Annotated in this window: 11 protein-coding genes and 2 pseudogenes; 10 read left to right on the forward strand and 3 right to left on the reverse strand. The window is 61.3% G+C overall.

Features of this window, described 5'->3' with window-relative positions; translation table 11 throughout:
- Nucleotides 1–23 precede the first annotated feature (23 nt).
- Nucleotides 24–492 (forward strand): annotated as a pseudogene (locus tag GCT13_RS35805) (DUF2252 family protein).
- Between the two features lie 241 nt (nucleotides 493–733).
- Here the strand turns inward: GCT13_RS35805 and GCT13_RS35810 are convergent.
- Nucleotides 734–1,396: a winged helix-turn-helix domain-containing protein gene (locus GCT13_RS35810; RefSeq protein ID WP_152766458.1), complete on the reverse strand. Its 663-nt coding sequence runs from the start codon at nucleotides 1,394–1,396 to the stop codon at nucleotides 734–736.
- A gap of 964 nt (nucleotides 1,397–2,360) precedes the next feature.
- On the opposite strand from GCT13_RS35810, the gene GCT13_RS35815 reads away from it, so the two are divergent.
- The 3 genes from GCT13_RS35815 to oxlT all read left to right on the forward strand — a co-directional run bounded on the left by GCT13_RS35815 (nucleotide 2,361) and on the right by oxlT (nucleotide 6,001).
- Complete coding sequence (locus GCT13_RS35815; RefSeq protein WP_321574844.1) at nucleotides 2,361–3,509, forward strand: porin; 1,149 nt, start codon at nucleotides 2,361–2,363, stop codon at nucleotides 3,507–3,509.
- Between the two features lie 61 nt (nucleotides 3,510–3,570).
- Complete coding sequence (locus tag GCT13_RS35820) at nucleotides 3,571–4,563, forward strand: YncE family protein (protein ID WP_152766460.1); 993 nt, start codon at nucleotides 3,571–3,573, stop codon at nucleotides 4,561–4,563.
- Nucleotides 4,564–4,708: 145 nt separating this feature from the next.
- Nucleotides 4,709–6,001, forward strand: a complete 1,293-nt coding sequence (gene oxlT, locus GCT13_RS35825; RefSeq protein ID WP_152766462.1) for an oxalate/formate MFS antiporter — start codon at nucleotides 4,709–4,711, stop codon at nucleotides 5,999–6,001.
- Nucleotides 6,002–6,088: 87 nt separating this feature from the next.
- Here oxlT and GCT13_RS35830 read toward each other — a convergent pair whose 3' ends face one another.
- Nucleotides 6,089–6,370: a DUF4148 domain-containing protein gene (locus GCT13_RS35830; protein ID WP_152766464.1), complete on the reverse strand. Its 282-nt coding sequence runs from the start codon at nucleotides 6,368–6,370 to the stop codon at nucleotides 6,089–6,091.
- Nucleotides 6,371–6,580: 210 nt separating this feature from the next.
- Here GCT13_RS35830 and GCT13_RS35835 point away from each other — a divergent pair.
- From GCT13_RS35835 to GCT13_RS35860, 6 genes and pseudogenes are all read left to right on the forward strand, one after another.
- Nucleotides 6,581–7,227, forward strand: a pseudogene (locus tag GCT13_RS35835) (response regulator).
- A gap of 457 nt (nucleotides 7,228–7,684) precedes the next feature.
- Entirely contained in the window at nucleotides 7,685–8,638 is a 954-nt protein-coding gene (locus GCT13_RS35840) for a LysR family transcriptional regulator (RefSeq protein ID WP_152766466.1), read from the forward strand.
- A gap of 60 nt (nucleotides 8,639–8,698) precedes the next feature.
- Nucleotides 8,699–10,108, forward strand: coding sequence for an FAD-dependent tricarballylate dehydrogenase TcuA (tcuA, locus tag GCT13_RS35845; protein ID WP_152766468.1), 1,410 nt, complete (start codon nucleotides 8,699–8,701; stop codon nucleotides 10,106–10,108).
- On the forward strand, nucleotides 10,095–11,312 hold the full coding sequence (gene tcuB / locus GCT13_RS35850) for a tricarballylate utilization 4Fe-4S protein TcuB (protein ID WP_321574845.1): 1,218 nt from the start codon (nucleotides 10,095–10,097) through the stop codon (nucleotides 11,310–11,312). Before tcuA ends, tcuB begins: the two co-directional genes overlap by 14 nt.
- Nucleotides 11,313–11,370: 58 nt before the next feature.
- Nucleotides 11,371–12,690 carry an MFS transporter gene (gene tcuC, locus GCT13_RS35855; protein ID WP_152766471.1) on the forward strand — a complete coding sequence of 440 codons (1,320 nt, stop codon included), beginning with the start codon at nucleotides 11,371–11,373 and terminating at the stop codon, nucleotides 12,688–12,690.
- Nucleotides 12,691–13,100: 410 nt separating this feature from the next.
- Entirely contained in the window at nucleotides 13,101–14,144 is a 1,044-nt protein-coding gene (locus GCT13_RS35860; protein WP_152766473.1) for a methyltransferase, read from the forward strand.
- 154 nt (nucleotides 14,145–14,298) lie between these two features.
- Here GCT13_RS35860 and GCT13_RS35865 read toward each other — a convergent pair.
- A partial coding sequence (locus GCT13_RS35865) for a DoxX family protein (RefSeq protein ID WP_407670911.1) occupies nucleotides 14,299–14,748 on the reverse strand: 450 nt, incomplete at its 5' end.

Consider the following 14,748-nt stretch of genomic DNA (forward strand, 5'->3'; position numbering starts at 1 on the left):
GACAGCGCCATGAGGCGCTCTTCATGGCCGACGGAGAAAGCCCATTATTCCTGCAACTCAAGGAGGCAAGGGCTTCCGTGCTGGAGGGCTATCTTCCCGCAAGCCAGTACCCGAACCATCGCCAGTGCGTGGTGACTGGTCAGCGGCTGTTGCAGTCGGCCAGCGATATCTTTTTTGGGTTGGTCCAAGATGCATCACACGGGCAACGATTTCTATGTCAGGCAGTTGCGCGACATGAAAGGTGCATTCGATTTCACTACGTTCGACGTCGAAGATCTCGCCGAGTATGCAGTGTCGTGCGGCACCGCATTGGCCCAATCGATGGCGAAAGCGGGGGACCCCGCGCTGATCAGCGGATATGTAGGCAAGTCGGCCGCGTTCGACGAAGCTATCGAGCGGTTCGCGCTGGCCTACGCTGAGCAGAATGAGGCGGACTGGACCATGCTGAAATCAGCCGTCGAGGCGGGGAGAATTCAGGCTACGCGTGAATGAGTATTTTGCGAATCGCTCGCGAGATGTCTCGCGAAACGCAGCCATCATTGAAATCGAAGCGGATACCACGCGGACCGGCTTGCGTTGGCGTGACCGCCGGCGGCGGATAAGCAACACCGCTGCCGGCTGATGAAGATAGACGGCGACCAGCAGGGGGCTTACTTCTCAAGCGCATGGTCGATCAACACGCAGATGAAGAGCACATAGCAAAGAAACGCGAGCGGGCCGCTATTCATCGACCTCATGCGAGCTTCCCGATGCGGTAACCTACTCCACGCACATTGTGGATTGCATCTCCTCCCAATTTGCGCCGCAGATTGTGGACATGCACCTGGATGGCGTTACTTTCGATCTCCTCGTTCCACCCGTATAGACGTTCCTCGAGTTGCGCGCGCGTGACGACGATCGTCGGATCGCGCATCAGCTCCTGCAGCAGTGCGAACTCTCGCGTCGTCACCGATACCTCCTTATCGCGTAACCACACGCGGTGTTGCGCAGGATCGAGCCGCAGCGCACCTGCTTGAAGTAACGGTTGCACGCGCCCCGTCTGGTGACGGATCACGACACGGATGCGTGCCAGCAGTTCATCGAGTGCGAACGGTTTGACGATGTAATCGTCGGCGCCTCCGTCCAGGCCCGCAACGGCTTTCGGAACGGCATGGCGGGGTGTAGTCACAATCACGGACGTCGCGTCATTTCGCTGCCGCAACCTTGCGAGCAGAATCAGCCCGTCATCTCCGGACAGACCGATATCGAACAGGACCAAGCCATACGAGGTCATGCGAAGCGCAAGCATGGCCGATTCTGCGTCCCTCACCGAGTCGACGGCGAACCCCTCCTTGTGCAATCCGAGCTTCAAATCACCGTCTATCAACGCGTCAGGTCCCACGACCAATATGCGCATGGCACTCCCCGTTTTTCACTCCACAGTCCGTCAATGATTTAGACACGACATGTTATGACTGGAGTGGCCGCCCCGTGACTGCCCCTCAGCGCACCGCGGGCTGTCGCCTCGTTGAGCGCGTTGGCAGCGGACTCGACCACCCGAACGCAGGACCGGTTCGTCACTTTTCTTGCCTTCTCACTGCCCACTCGTTCTCACTGCATCAACCAGGCATATTGAGAAACGCTCGGTACAGAACGACCGCAATAGAACTGGAGAATTTCATCGCCGTCGACAGCGAATGCGATCTCCAGATAGCTGGTTCAGACAGCTTGGCGCGCGGCCGGTACCGCACACAAAGTGGAAGAGGCTAACGACGAAACCATAAGGGATGGTTAACGCGCTAATCATTAGCATGTGAATTGCAACACATTAAGATTTGCCGCGTTTTTGAAAGCTGACAGGTGCTCGGTTGAATTCCCTGGCCATTAGCCCGTTAAAGCAGATCGCACGGTCAGTACTTTTCTCTTCTCTTTACGTTTTCCTTTATTTGCAACACGAGGAAGCCCACTCTGCCACCTTTGTAGCGGCAGACACAACGAATGGCTCTCAGCCTGTCTACGTGGTGCTTTGCGGCGCACAGCATCGCAGTTTTGTCACAAACGGGACAGCTCGATGGCGACCTGACCGATAACCTTCGATTATTTAAACGGTTTTCACGCATAACCTCGCTTTTATCATGCGCATAAAATTATTCGATTGTCATAAAGCCGAGCGCGCCGTCAAAGTTCGATCCGGAACCAGTTGGCGCCTGCAGCGCATCCCCGGCGGACAGCGTTCATCTGGACGCCGCAACGGTCTGCCGGAGATGGCGACCGGGGTGGATCTGAAGCTTCATCTTCTCGTTCAAAAGCATCGACCTTCTGCGCCGAATTCTTTATTACAAAATTCGCACTACAAAGTATTAATAACGTAAGGAGAGGTTGTGAGACATTTCAGGTTTAGAGCAATTTCCATTGTGGCGCTGACGTTTTCTGTGCCTGCTGCAGTACATGCACAGAGCAGTGTCACGCTATACGGCTCGATCGACGAATCCGTCGCCTACTACAACAACACCGGCGGTCATTCTCTCGTGGCGATGCAAAACGGCGACAACGCAGCGACTAATTGGGGACTCAAAGGCAAGGAAGAACTAGGCGGCGGTCTGAACGCGATCTTCACTCTAGAAAGCTCATTCGACATCACCCGTGGATCGCTTTCGGGTAATCGCATTTTCGCCCACCAGGCGACGGTTGGTCTCGCCGACGATTCCTATGGAACGTTAACCATGGGACGGCAGTTCGATCCAACCGTCGACCTGGTCCAGCCGATTACCGGCGACAGCTTTGCGGGACCTGCTTTCACCACACCAGGCGATGCTGACAACAACGACAACTCGGTATGGATCAATAGCTCGATCAAATATGCGAGCCCGACGTACGCCGGCTTCCAGTACGAGTTGATGTACGGATTCGGCGGAATCGCTGGCAATACGACGGGCGGCCACTCGTATGGGGCGGCCGCGTCGTACAACAACGGGGGGTTGACGCTTGCCACCGGTTATTTGTTCTCGAAGAACGATGTGAACGGCAATGGCGCGGCAGACCTCACTCAGACCAATTCGGTGGTGCCTCTTTTCGGCGCGACACCGTTGTTCGGTTCGCGTCAGATCTTCCAGGTCGCCGCGCAGTACGTCGTCGGCAGTCTGACCGCGAACATCCGCTACAGCAACGCACAGTACAAGCCGTACATGAACTACGGCGCGTTCAACCGTACACAGAAATTCAACGTCGGCGGCGCGGCTCTCCAGTACCAGTTCAACCCCGCGCTGACGGGCTCACTCAGCTACGTGTACACGCGCTCAAGCGGTGCGTCGTCCGCAACGTACAACAACTTCGGAGTAAACGGCGCCTACTCGTTGAGCAAGCGCACGAGCCTCTATGCATCTGTCGCGTATTCCCACGCGAGCGGCACGACGTTCAGCGAAGACGGCTCCGCAATCGTCGCGGCAGGCGGCACGGTGGGCGATCTTGCGGCGAGCTCGAGCACGCGCTCGCAGGTCGTGGCGATCCTCGGCATTACGCACAAATTCTGACGTCGGATTCAACGTAGTCGATAAAACCAACCAAAACGCAGTCATTTCCTATGGAGGCAACATGGCTTTTCTCAAGCACAAGGCGTTGACAATTTGTCTCGCAGCAATGGGGTTGTGCGCAATCGCGGTCCACGCGCAGACGTCGCAGTACCAGCTCGTCAAGACGATTGACCTGCCCGGAACCAAAGGCGGTCACGGCGATTGGGTCACCTACGACAAGGACACCCACGCGGTTTGGTTGTCCCAGTCGCCCAATCACAATGTCGTCGTGATCGACGCAAAGACCATGGCTGTCAAAAAGACGCTCTCAGGCGTCGATTCCGGTAACGGCATCGATTTCGACGCAAACCACGCCTATGTCACGGACGCGACGACTGGCAAGCTGATCATCTATGACAAACACTCGTTCGACCGGATCGCTGCTGTCGACACCGGAGGAAAAACCCCCGACGGTGTGAATGTCGACACGAAGTCGGGCACGATTCTGATCGCGAACGACGACAGCAATAACGAATCGATTTTTGATCCGAAGTCGCCGTACAAGCTAACTGCAACGTTCAAGCTGAAGCCCGAAGACGACAAGGACGGACCGGACGTCGCGCTGTACGTTGCCTCCACCGACCGCCTGTATCAGCCCGTTGGCGGGAAGATCGACGTGATCAATCCGAATACCCACGAGATCGAAGCGGTGTGGGAGTTCGGTTTGAAGAGTGCCGCGAAGGGCGGTGTCTACGACAGCAAGACGAATCACCTGATTTTCGGCACCAGCGACAAGAAGATGCTTGTCGTGGACCCGACAACGGGCAAGCCGGTCACGACCATCGGCGTCGCTGGCGCCGTCGACCAGACGGCGATCGATACGGACAAGCGTCGCGCGTTCATCGGCGACAAGACCGGCAACCTTGAGGTGATCGATCTGGATTTGAATCAGGTCGTCGATCACATCCGTACCGAGCCCAAGGTCCACACGCTGACGGTCGATACGGCAACCCATCGCGTCTACGTCTATCTCAACGAAAGCAACAAGGTCGGGGTATACGAGCAGAAGTCCTGATATCGCACACCGGTTTCGGGTCGCGCGGCAGCATGGCCGCCTGCGTTACCCGTACGGCGCCTACGCTGCATGAAACAAGGTGCGGCGCGCAGGATCGCAGCATCGCGCGCCGTCACCCGATCTTTATTTTGTAGGAGATTTCGTCATGTCATCCGCTGCTTCGCGGGCAGGCAAACCCTTCCTGGGAAACCGGTGGACTCAACTGTTCATCGGCATTGCCTGCATGGCGCTCGTCGCCAACCTGCAATATGCGTGGACACTTTTCGTTATCCCGATGAAAACGCAGAATCTTTGGACCGCTGCTGAGGTTCAGACGGCGTTCTCCATCTTCATTCTGATCGAAACGTGGCTCGTGCCGATCGAGGGCTGGCTTGTCGACCGCTTCGGCCCGCGCCCCGTCGTCATGGCTGGCGCAATCTTCGTCGCGCTAAGCTGGGTGATCGATTCTTTCGCTACGACGTTGCCCGTTCTCTATGTCGCTTCAGTCATTGCAGGCCTTGGAGCTGGCTGCGTATACGGCACCTGCGTCGGCAATGCGCTGAAGTGGTTCCCGGACCGCCGCGGGCTCGCCGCCGGACTGACCGCGGCGGGCTTCGGCGCGGGTGCCGCACTGACGGTAATTCCGATCGCGAACATGATTCACAATTCGGGGTATCGGCAGACGTTCTTCGTGTTCGGCGTAATCCAGGGCATCGCGATCTTCATTCTGAGCATTGCGTTGATTCGCCCTGATCCGGGCCCCGGCATCAAGCCGGTCGCGCGCGTCGTGACGAGCAAGGTCGACTACACGCCGGGACAGATGGTCAAAACACCGCTCTTCTGGATGATCTACCTGCTATTCGTGCTCGTAGCCGCCGGCGGCCTGATCGCTACGGCGCAGCTCGGCCCGATTGCAAAGGCATTTGGCTTTGCGAAGCTGCCTGTGCAGTTCTTTGGTGCAACATTGCCTTTGCTGACGCTGGCGCTATCGATTGACAATCTGCTCAACGGGCTGACCCGACCCGTCTGCGGTCTTCTATCCGACAAGATCGGCCGAGAAAACACCATGCTGCTCGTGTTCGTTGGCGAGGGACTTGCGTTGCTCGGAATGAATGCATACGGCCACGATCCTTACGCGTTCCTTATCTTCGCGCCACTCATCTTCTTGTGCTGGGGAGAGATCTTCTCGATCTTTCCGGCGATCTGCGCGGATACGTTCGGCAGCAAATACGCGTCGTCGAACGCGGGCACGCTCTATACGGCCAAGGGCACCGCATCGTTGCTCGTCCCGATTGCGTCGCTGTTGGCGGCAGGCGGATCATGGGAGCATGTGCTGATCGGCTCCGCCGTCGTGTCGGTCGTCGCGGGCGTGTCGGCCAAGTTTATTCTCGCGCCCATGCGAAAGCGCTGGTTCGCAGGCATGGGCGACGAGGTCGCTCCCGTCCTTCAGACTCAGTGAGCGAGCCGCCAGCTCCATTCTGGCGGCCTGGCGGGTGTGGGTGACGGAAAGCTGTCGTTCGCGGTGCCGACAATTGCGCGAGCGTGGTCAATCGTGTTGCCCATTCGGGGCCATCGTGGGTGCCGGTTGACCAGGCTCCAGCGAGTGGCCCGTGCCACGGGCGCCGGCAGCAACGCGTGCCTGAGCCGCTTGCAGGTCCGAAGGATATTTGTTGTGGCGTCCAGTCGGTCTGTACCCAGCTCTTACCAACTGGGCCAACTGCTCGCGCACCTCGGCACGCGTGGGCGAGCCATTGGATGGTTGAGCGAAAGAAACGGCCGGTACAAGCAATGCGGCCGCTACAGTGGCCAGTTTAAGGGTCCTGTTCATAGTCTGTGCCTCCAGCTAGTCAGGTGTCAGCGCTGCTGCCCGGGGTGGGGCAGTAGCTGGCACAGCTAGCTTGCCGGTTCAGACTTAAGGGAAAGTTAACGCCGAACGGGTTCTGTACTCTGATCGAAGGCCGAAAGCGATGATCGGCAGCCAACCAATGTCATTCTCATCAACGTGAATAAAGCGCGCGAGCCGGAGGCCGAACATTAGATGCGCATATTGCTGGTGGAAGATAACGTCTCGATCGGCGGTGCGTTGCAGCATCGGTTACGCAGAAAGGGTTTTGCCGTCGACTGGGCAATAGACGGGGCATCGGCCATGCGTGTGCTTAGAACGACGCCGTACGCGTTGGTGCTGCTCGATCTTGGGCTGCAAGGAAGCGGCGCACTGACACTGCTTACAGGACTGCGGCATCGTAACGATCCGACGCCAGTGCTTGTCATTACGCCGCGGGACGCGGTCCCGGATCACGCCGCGGGTTTGGACAGGGGGCGGACGATTATTTCGTCAAGCCGTTCGCGCTAAACGAGTTGCTTGCCTCCATCCGAGTCGAGCATCGGCATCAAACGAGACGCGCAGATACAACGCTGCACGTCGGTGCCTTGTGGCTCGATTCTGTTCAGTGCCGTGTCTGGCTGCGTGACCACGAGATATCGGTGACGAAACTAGAGTCCGCGTTGCTCCGTGAGTTGATGCGTGATCCGACAATAGTCATCACGCACGAGCAACTCGAGCAGCGTCTTGAGATTATGAGTAACGCTGTTCAGGTGCATGTCCACAATCTGCGCCGCAAGCTCGGCGTCGACACAATCCGCAACGTGCGCGGTGTTGGTTACCGCATCGGAGATATCGCGTGAAGTCGTTGCGTCACCGCCTGCCGCTGTGGCTGCTGTCGGCTATGCGCCGCTGTTAAATAGCGCCAAAGGGATGGATTGCACGGGGCACCACCGCGGCCCCGCGATCAAAATGGCCGAACCCGCTTTCAATAATTGAAGGTCGAGCGGCCCATATAGTTGGCAAGTACGCGCGCGCATTGTGGCGATCCGCGACGGCGACGGTGCTGCGCGTCGAAGCGGGACGCTCGAGCGCGCTCGCGAAAGCCGCGCGCGAATCCGGGCCGCATGCATTCCGCGAGGAACTCGATGCGCTCGCCGGTCTCCGCTTCGCGCGCATCGCGCAGGCATGGGCACATGCTGCATTACGAAGCGCCCGAGGAGGTCGCGGCGTTCGTCGAGGATCTGCTCTTCACGCCGCGGTAGCCCGTCGCACACGGTCCTGCGAAAATGAGCGGATCTTTCGCCTTCTCGCCACGCCATGGAACTCCGACAGCTTCGCTACTTCCTGTCCGTCATCGAGCATGGAAGCATGGGAAAAGCCGCGCTCGAACTCGGCGTCGTAACCTCCGCGCTGAGTCAGCAGATCAGCCGTCTCGAAAGCGAACTGGCGACGCGGCTGTTGCAACGCACGTCGAACGGCGTGGTGCCCACCGATGCGGGCCTCGCATTCTGGCGGCAGGCGCAGCTCGCGCTGCGTCATGTCGACGATGCCGCGCTGGCCGCGCGCGCGGCGCGGCTGTCGGGCCACGTGAGCATCGGCATGGCGCCGAGCACGGCGAGCGTGCTCGGCGTTGCGTTCATGCAGGCGATGCGCGAACGCTATCCCGACGTGCGTCTGCGCATCGTCGAAAGCCTGTCTGGTTATCTGGGTTCGATGCTGAGTGCGCGGCAGATCGATCTCGCGGTGCTGTTCCGCGAAGAGCCCGCGCAACGCTGGAGCGTGCTGCCGCTGCTCGACGAGCGACTGTTCGTGATCGGCGCGAACGGCCTGGACGGCATGCCGGAGGGCGAGTCCGTGCGTCTGGGCAAACTCGGCGGACTGGGGCTGATCCTGCCGAGCGGCCCGCACGGGCTGCGCACGCTGCTCGCCGCGGCGTTCAAGCGCGCGAAGTACGAACCGCGCATCGTCGCCGAAGTCGACGGCCTCGCGCTGCTGATGGACTTCGTGCGCTCGGGCATAGGCGCGACGATCCAGCCGGGCGCGGCGCTGGCGCGGCCGGAGAACGCGGCGCTGGCGAGCGTGCCCGTCGCCGATGTCTATGCAACGCGCCCCAACATGATCGCGAGCGTATCCGACGAAGAACTGTCGCCAGCGGGACTGGCGGCGCGCGTCGTGCTCGCGGACGTCGCGCGCCAACTCGTGCGGGAAGGGCGCTGGCCCGGTGCGCGGCTGCGCCGGCAGGAGTCTTCACGAAACCTGAAGACCTCTTGACGACTCGCTGATGGCGACGCGCGCGGACTGTCGATACAGTGCTTCCGAAAGGAGGCATGTATGGTTGACGTACTGGTCATCGGAGGAGGCAATGCTGCGCTCTGCGCTGCATTGATGGCGAGCGAGGCGGGGGCGTCGGTGCTGATGCTCGAATCCGCGCCGCGCGAATGGCGGGGCGGCAACTCGCAGCACACGCGCAATCTGCGCTGCATGCACGACGCGCCGCAAGACGTGCTGGTCGAGGCGTATCCCGAAGAAGAATACTGGCAGGATCTGCTGAAAGTCACGGGCGGACGTACCAACGAGCATCTCGCACGGCTGACGATCCGCGCATCGTCGACGTGCCGTCCGTGGATGCGCAAGCACGGCGTGCGCTTTCAACCGCCGCTGTCCGGCGCGTTGCACGTCGCGCGCACCAACGCGTTTTTCATGGGCGGCGGCAAGGCGCTCGTCAACGCGTACTACCGCAGCGCGGAAGCGCTCGGCGTGCAGGTCCGTTATGAAACGCCCGTCGATGCGATCGAACTCGACGGCGGCCGCTTCGTCGCGGCGAGGAGCGGCACGCAGCGTTTCGAGGCGCGCGCGTGCGTGCTCGCGGCGGGCGGATTCGAATCGAACCGCGAATCGCTGCGCGAGGCCTGGGGCCAGAACGAGCGCGGCGAATGGCCCGCCGACAACTTTCTGATTCGCGGCACGCGCTTCAACATGGGTGTGCTGCTCAAATACATGATCGACGCGGGCGCGGACGCCATCGGCGAGCCGTCGCAGTCGCATTGCGTCGCCATCGATGCGCGCGCGCCGCTCTACGACGGCGGCATCTGCACGCGCATCGACTGTGTGTCGCTGGGTGTCGTCGTCAATCGCAACGCCGAGCGTTTTTACGATGAAGGCGAGGACTTCTGGCCCAAGCGTTACGCGATCTGGGGCCGGCTCGTCGCGCAGCAGCCCGGCCAGATCGGCTATTCGATCATTGATTCGAAGGCGATCGGCCGCTTCATGCCGCCGGTGTTTCCAGGAGAGAGCGCCGGCACGCTGGCTGAACTCGCGCGCAAGATGGCGCTGCCCGAAGCGCAGTTTACCGAGACGCTGCGGCGCTATAACGAAGCGTGTCGTGTCGGCACTTTCGATCACACCGCGCTCGACGATTGCCATACCGAAGGCCTCGCGCCGCCGAAAACGCACTGGGCCCGCCCGATCGACACGCCGCCGTTCTACGGCTACGCATTGCGCCCGGGTATCACGTTCACGTATCTGGGTCTCGAGACCAACGATCGCGCGCAGGTGCATTTCGGCGGGGTGCCGAGCGACAACCTTTTCGTCGCCGGCGAAATGATGGCGGGCAACGTGCTCGGCAAGGGCTACACGGCGGGCGTCGGCATGTCGATCGGCACGGCGTTCGGGCGCATCGCCGGGACGGGGGCCGCGCGGCATGCGCTGCAAACATCGGGAGTCGAAAGTGCAGAAGTCTGACACGCTCGCGTCCGCGCGGACACGCCACACGTCGCGCGACGATGCGTTTTGCGCGCCTGCGTCGCACGAAGCGGCGTCACGCGTGATCCCCATCGTGCCGATGACGCAAAGCGAAAATGAAGTCGCGCGCCAGATGCAGATCTGCAACGCCTGCCGCTATTGCGAAGGCTTTTGCGCCGTGTTCCCGGCGATGACGCGCCGCCTCGAATTCGGCAAGGCCGACGTCAACTATCTGGCCAATCTCTGCCACAACTGCGGCGCGTGCTATCACGCGTGCCAGTACGCGCCACCACACGAATTCGGCGTCAACGTGCCGCAGTCGATGGCGAAGGTGCGCCTCGAAACGTACACGGAATACGCGTGGCCCGCCGCGTTCGCCGCGCTGTACAAGCGCAACGGCGTGACGGTCTCCGTCGCGCTGGCGCTCGGCCTCGCGCTGTTCCTGCTGCTCGGCACGGCGATGCAAGGCGGCCTCGCGCAGAACGTCGGCGCCAACTTCTACGCGATCTTTCCGCATAACCTGCTCGCCGCGATGTTCGGCGCAGTCTTCCTGTTCGCGGTCGCGGCACTCGGCGTCGGCGTCACGCGTTTCTGGCGCGACGTCACGGAAGGCTCGATGAGCGCGAGCGCACCCGCGATGGCCGAAGCCGCGAAGAACGCACTCACGCTCAAGTATCTCGACGGAGGCCACGGCGACGGATGCAACGAATCCGACGATGCGTTCACGCTCGCCCGGCGGCGGTTTCATCATCTGACGTTCTACGGCTTCATGCTGTGCTTTGCCGCGACTGTGGTGGCAACGCTCTATCACTATGTGCTCGGGCTGCATGCGCCGTATCCGTTCATCAGCGTGCCGGTGCTGCTCGGCACGGCGGGCGGCATCGGCTTGCTGGTCGGGCCGGCGGGGCTGCTGTGGCTCAATCTGCGGCGTCATCCCGAGCAGGGCGATGCACGGCAGCGTCCGATGGATCGCGGCTTCATCGCGCTGTTGCTGCTGACGAGCGCATCGGGCCTCGCGCTGCTGGCTCTGCGCGATACTGCCTCGATGGCCGCGCTGCTCGCCGTGCATCTGGGCATCGTGATCGCGCTGTTCGCGACGCTGCCGTACGGGAAGTTCGCGCACGGCATCTACCGGTTGGCGGCGCTGCTGAAATCGTCGATCGAAAAGCGGCAACGCAACGATTTGAAGCTTGGCTCGGATTAGTCGAAAGAGAAGGACGCGGCGTACCGCGCCGCGCGAGAAATAAACAGGAGACACTCCCATGAACCCCACGACACCCATCGCCGCCACGCCCGGCGGCTCGCGCAAGTCCAAGGTCGCAGCCGTGCTGCGCGTGACCAGCGGCAACTTCCTCGAACAGTTCGATTTCTTTCTGTTCGGTTTCTACGCCACGTCGATCTCGAAGATCTTCTTTCCTGCGTCGAGCGAATTCGCCTCGCTGATGCTGACTTTCGCCGTGTTCGGGGCGGGCTTTCTGATGCGCCCGCTTGGCGCGATCTTTCTCGGCGCGTACATCGACAAGGTGGGACGTCGCACCGGCCTGATCGTCACGCTGGGCATCATGGCGAGCGGCACGATTTTCATCGCCTGTGTGCCGGGTTACGCGACTATCGGCATGCTCGCGCCGGTGCTGGTGCTGATCGGCCGGCTGCTGCAGGGCTTCTCGGCAGGCGCGGAACTGGGCGGCGTGTCGGTCTATCTCGCGGAAATGGCCACGCCCGGCAATAAAGGTTTCTATACGAGCTGGCAATCGGGCAGTCAGCAGATCGCGATCGTCGTCGCGGCGGCGCTGGGCTACGCGCTGAACCAGTGGATGACCACGCAGCAGGTTGCCGCATGGGGCTGGCGCATTCCGTTCTTCATCGGCTGCGCGATCGTGCCGTTCCTGTTCCTGCTGCGCCGCTCGCTGCAGGAAACGGCGGCGTTCGAGGCGCGGCGGCATCATCCGCAATCGACCGAAGCGTTCGCGCTACTTGCGCGGAACTGGCGCATCGTCATCGCTGGCATGCTGCTCACGGCGATGACCACCACCACGTTCTATCTGATCACTGTCTATACGCCGACCTTCGGCAAGGCCGTGCTGAAGCTCTCGACCAGCGACAGCCTGATGGTGACGCTGCTCGTCGCTCTGTCGAACTTCGTGTGGCTGCCGATCGGCGGGGCGATCTCCGACCGCATCGGCCGGAAGCCGATTCTGATGATGATCGCGATTCTCGCAATCTGCACGTCGTATCCGGCGCTGTCGTGGCTCGCGAGTGCGCCGAGCTTCGGCCACATGCTGATCGTGCTGCTGTGGTTTTCGTTCTTCTTCGGCATGTACAACGGAGCGATGGTCGCGGCGCTGACGGAAGTGATGCCGGTTGAGGTGCGCGTCGCTGGCTTCTCGCTCGCGTTCAGCCTCGCGACGGCGCTGTTCGGCGGCTTCACGCCCGCCGTATCGACGTACCTGATCGAAGTCACGCACGACAAGGCCGCGCGAGGTTATTGGCTCAGCTTCGCAGCGCTGTGCGGACTGTGCGCGACGCTCGGGCTGTATCGACGCGGCGTGGGACGCAATGCGTCGGCGGCTTCGTCGGCGTAGCTAGCGCGACTTGATTCGGCGTTGCGCGCGCGGTGCAGACCGAGGCGCGCCTTCGCTTGCGGTTGCGGGTCGCCCGGCATGGTGCGTTATGGTGCGGAAATCATTTTTACAGGCGATGCCCGCGTGACTCTTGTCACCCATCCGAATCGGGCATGGGACGCGGTTGTACTGGTCCGTTACCGTTTCGGGGTGGAGTGTGACCCACAGGAAATCTACCGGGTTCCATAGCAACTGAGCCCGGCAGCTTGCTCGACTGTGGGTGAAGACGTGATCCGGTTACGGCGGACATACCGAGGGGCTGGCGTCCGTCTGTGCGGCAGCGAACGCTTGAAAAATTACGCTTCGCCTACTATGCCATCTGGCGCTTCTTCACACGTCCCCCGGGAGCAATGATGGAAAGCACATCGAGCATGGTTCAACAGGAGCCTGGCGCCGACAACACGCGCCAGCGCGAACTCTCCCCGGAACGGCTACTCCAACTGGGCATGGGGTTCTGGGCGTCCAAGACTCTATTGTCCGCAGTCGAACTCGGTGTGTTCTCGCGCCTCGCGACCGGTCCTCGCGATGCTGCGGAGCTCGCTGAGGCACTCGGACTGCATCCGAGATCGGCCCTTGATTTTCTTGACGCGCTGGTCGCATTGAATCTGCTGGAACGCGAGGACGGGAAATACCGCAATACGCCAGACGCCGAGCTCTTTCTGGACATGGCCAAGCCCAGCTACGTGGGTGGATTACTGGAAATGGCCAACGCGCGCCTATATCCCTTCTGGGGCTCTCTGACGGAAGCCCTTCGCACGGGGCTGCCACAGAACGAGGCAAAAGGGGGTGGCAACCTCTTCGATGCGATGTATCGCGACGAACACAAACTACGGGGTTTCCTGCGGGCAATGAGCGGGGTCAGCCTGGGCGCGGCCAAGGCGATTGCGCAACAATTCCCCTGGCAAAACTACAGCACCTTCATTGACATCGGCGCGGCCCAAGGTGCCTTACCTGTTCAGGTCGCGCTCGCCCATCCCCACTTGCGCGGCGGCGGCTTCGATCTGCCCGTAGTGGGCCCTCTGTTTGACGAGTACATAACGTCGCACGGCCTGCAGGAACGGCTGCACTTCTATCCGGGCGACTTCTTCAAGGATTCCTGTCCGGCGGCCGATGTGCTCGTGATGGGACACATCCTCCACGACTGGGATCTCGGGCAGAAGCTCGATCTCCTTGCGAAGTGCTACGCGTCGCTACCTCCCGGCGGTTGCCTGATCGTCTACGACGCGGTAATCGACGATGACCGCAGGCGCAATGCCTTTGGCCTGCTGATGAGCCTGAACATGCTCATCGAGACACCTGGCGGTTTCGACTATACGGGCGCGCAGTGTCGCGAATGGATGCAGGAAGTCGGCTTCAAACAGGTACGCGTCGAGCCGCTTACCGGCCCCGATTCAATGGTGATTGGAACCAGGTAGAAACTCGCCGCGAGATTCGCAGGCACTCTCAGGGGCGGGAACTGACGCCACGGTGCCGGCTTGGACGGCTGGCGCGTTGCCAACTCCACATTGCGGGCAGGTCAGCACGGATGCGAGAACGACTTTACGCACGGTGGCGGTCTTCCTGTCGAAATCAGCGGTCACCGCGCTGACGTCGGGCGCCTTCCGACGAAGCAACGCGCCACTGTCGCTGACGCACCAGATGGTCGAGCGACAAGGCTCCGGCGCCCCGGCACAACAGGACGAGCAGCATGGCCGCCCACTGGATATGCGTCGGCCATGCCTGCGGGTACACAAAGATCTCGATCACGGAGGTCATCCCGAGCAGGACCAATGCGGCGGGCCTGACGCCCAGGCCGAGCACCAGCAACACCGGCATGCTCAGTTCTATCGATACGGTGATGTGCGCTGCCACATCCGGCGGCAATACCGGCAGCCTGTATTCGTCGCGAAACAGTTCGAGCGCCGCATCCCAGTTTGCGAGCTTGGTCATCGCCGAATTCCAGAAAATCGTTGCAACCGCGAGGCGCAGCGGAATGGCCAGCAGCCAGTAAGGCACGCGTTCCAGCAACTGAACCGCGCA

Origin of the sequence: Paraburkholderia franconis (assembly GCF_009362735.1) — a bacterium.
In the GTDB taxonomy this organism is placed as follows: domain Bacteria; phylum Pseudomonadota; class Gammaproteobacteria; order Burkholderiales; family Burkholderiaceae; genus Paraburkholderia; species Paraburkholderia franconis.

Excerpts from the sequence above, each read along its gene's own strand:
- GCT13_RS35810 (WP_152766458.1), bottom strand. The coding sequence starts at position 1,396 with ATGCGCATATTGGTCGTGGGACCTGACGCGTTGATAGACGGTGATTTG.
- GCT13_RS35820 (WP_152766460.1), top strand. The coding sequence starts at position 3,571 with ATGGCTTTTCTCAAGCACAAGGCGTTGACAATTTGTCTCGCAGCAATG.
- oxlT (WP_152766462.1), top strand. The coding sequence starts at position 4,709 with ATGTCATCCGCTGCTTCGCGGGCAGGCAAACCCTTCCTGGGAAACCGG.
- GCT13_RS35830 (WP_152766464.1), bottom strand. The coding sequence starts at position 6,370 with ATGAACAGGACCCTTAAACTGGCCACTGTAGCGGCCGCATTGCTTGTA.
- GCT13_RS35840 (WP_152766466.1), top strand. The coding sequence starts at position 7,685 with ATGGAACTCCGACAGCTTCGCTACTTCCTGTCCGTCATCGAGCATGGA.
- tcuA (WP_152766468.1), top strand. The coding sequence starts at position 8,699 with ATGGTTGACGTACTGGTCATCGGAGGAGGCAATGCTGCGCTCTGCGCT.
- tcuC (WP_152766471.1), top strand. The coding sequence starts at position 11,371 with ATGAACCCCACGACACCCATCGCCGCCACGCCCGGCGGCTCGCGCAAG.
- GCT13_RS35860 (WP_152766473.1), top strand. The coding sequence starts at position 13,101 with ATGGTTCAACAGGAGCCTGGCGCCGACAACACGCGCCAGCGCGAACTC.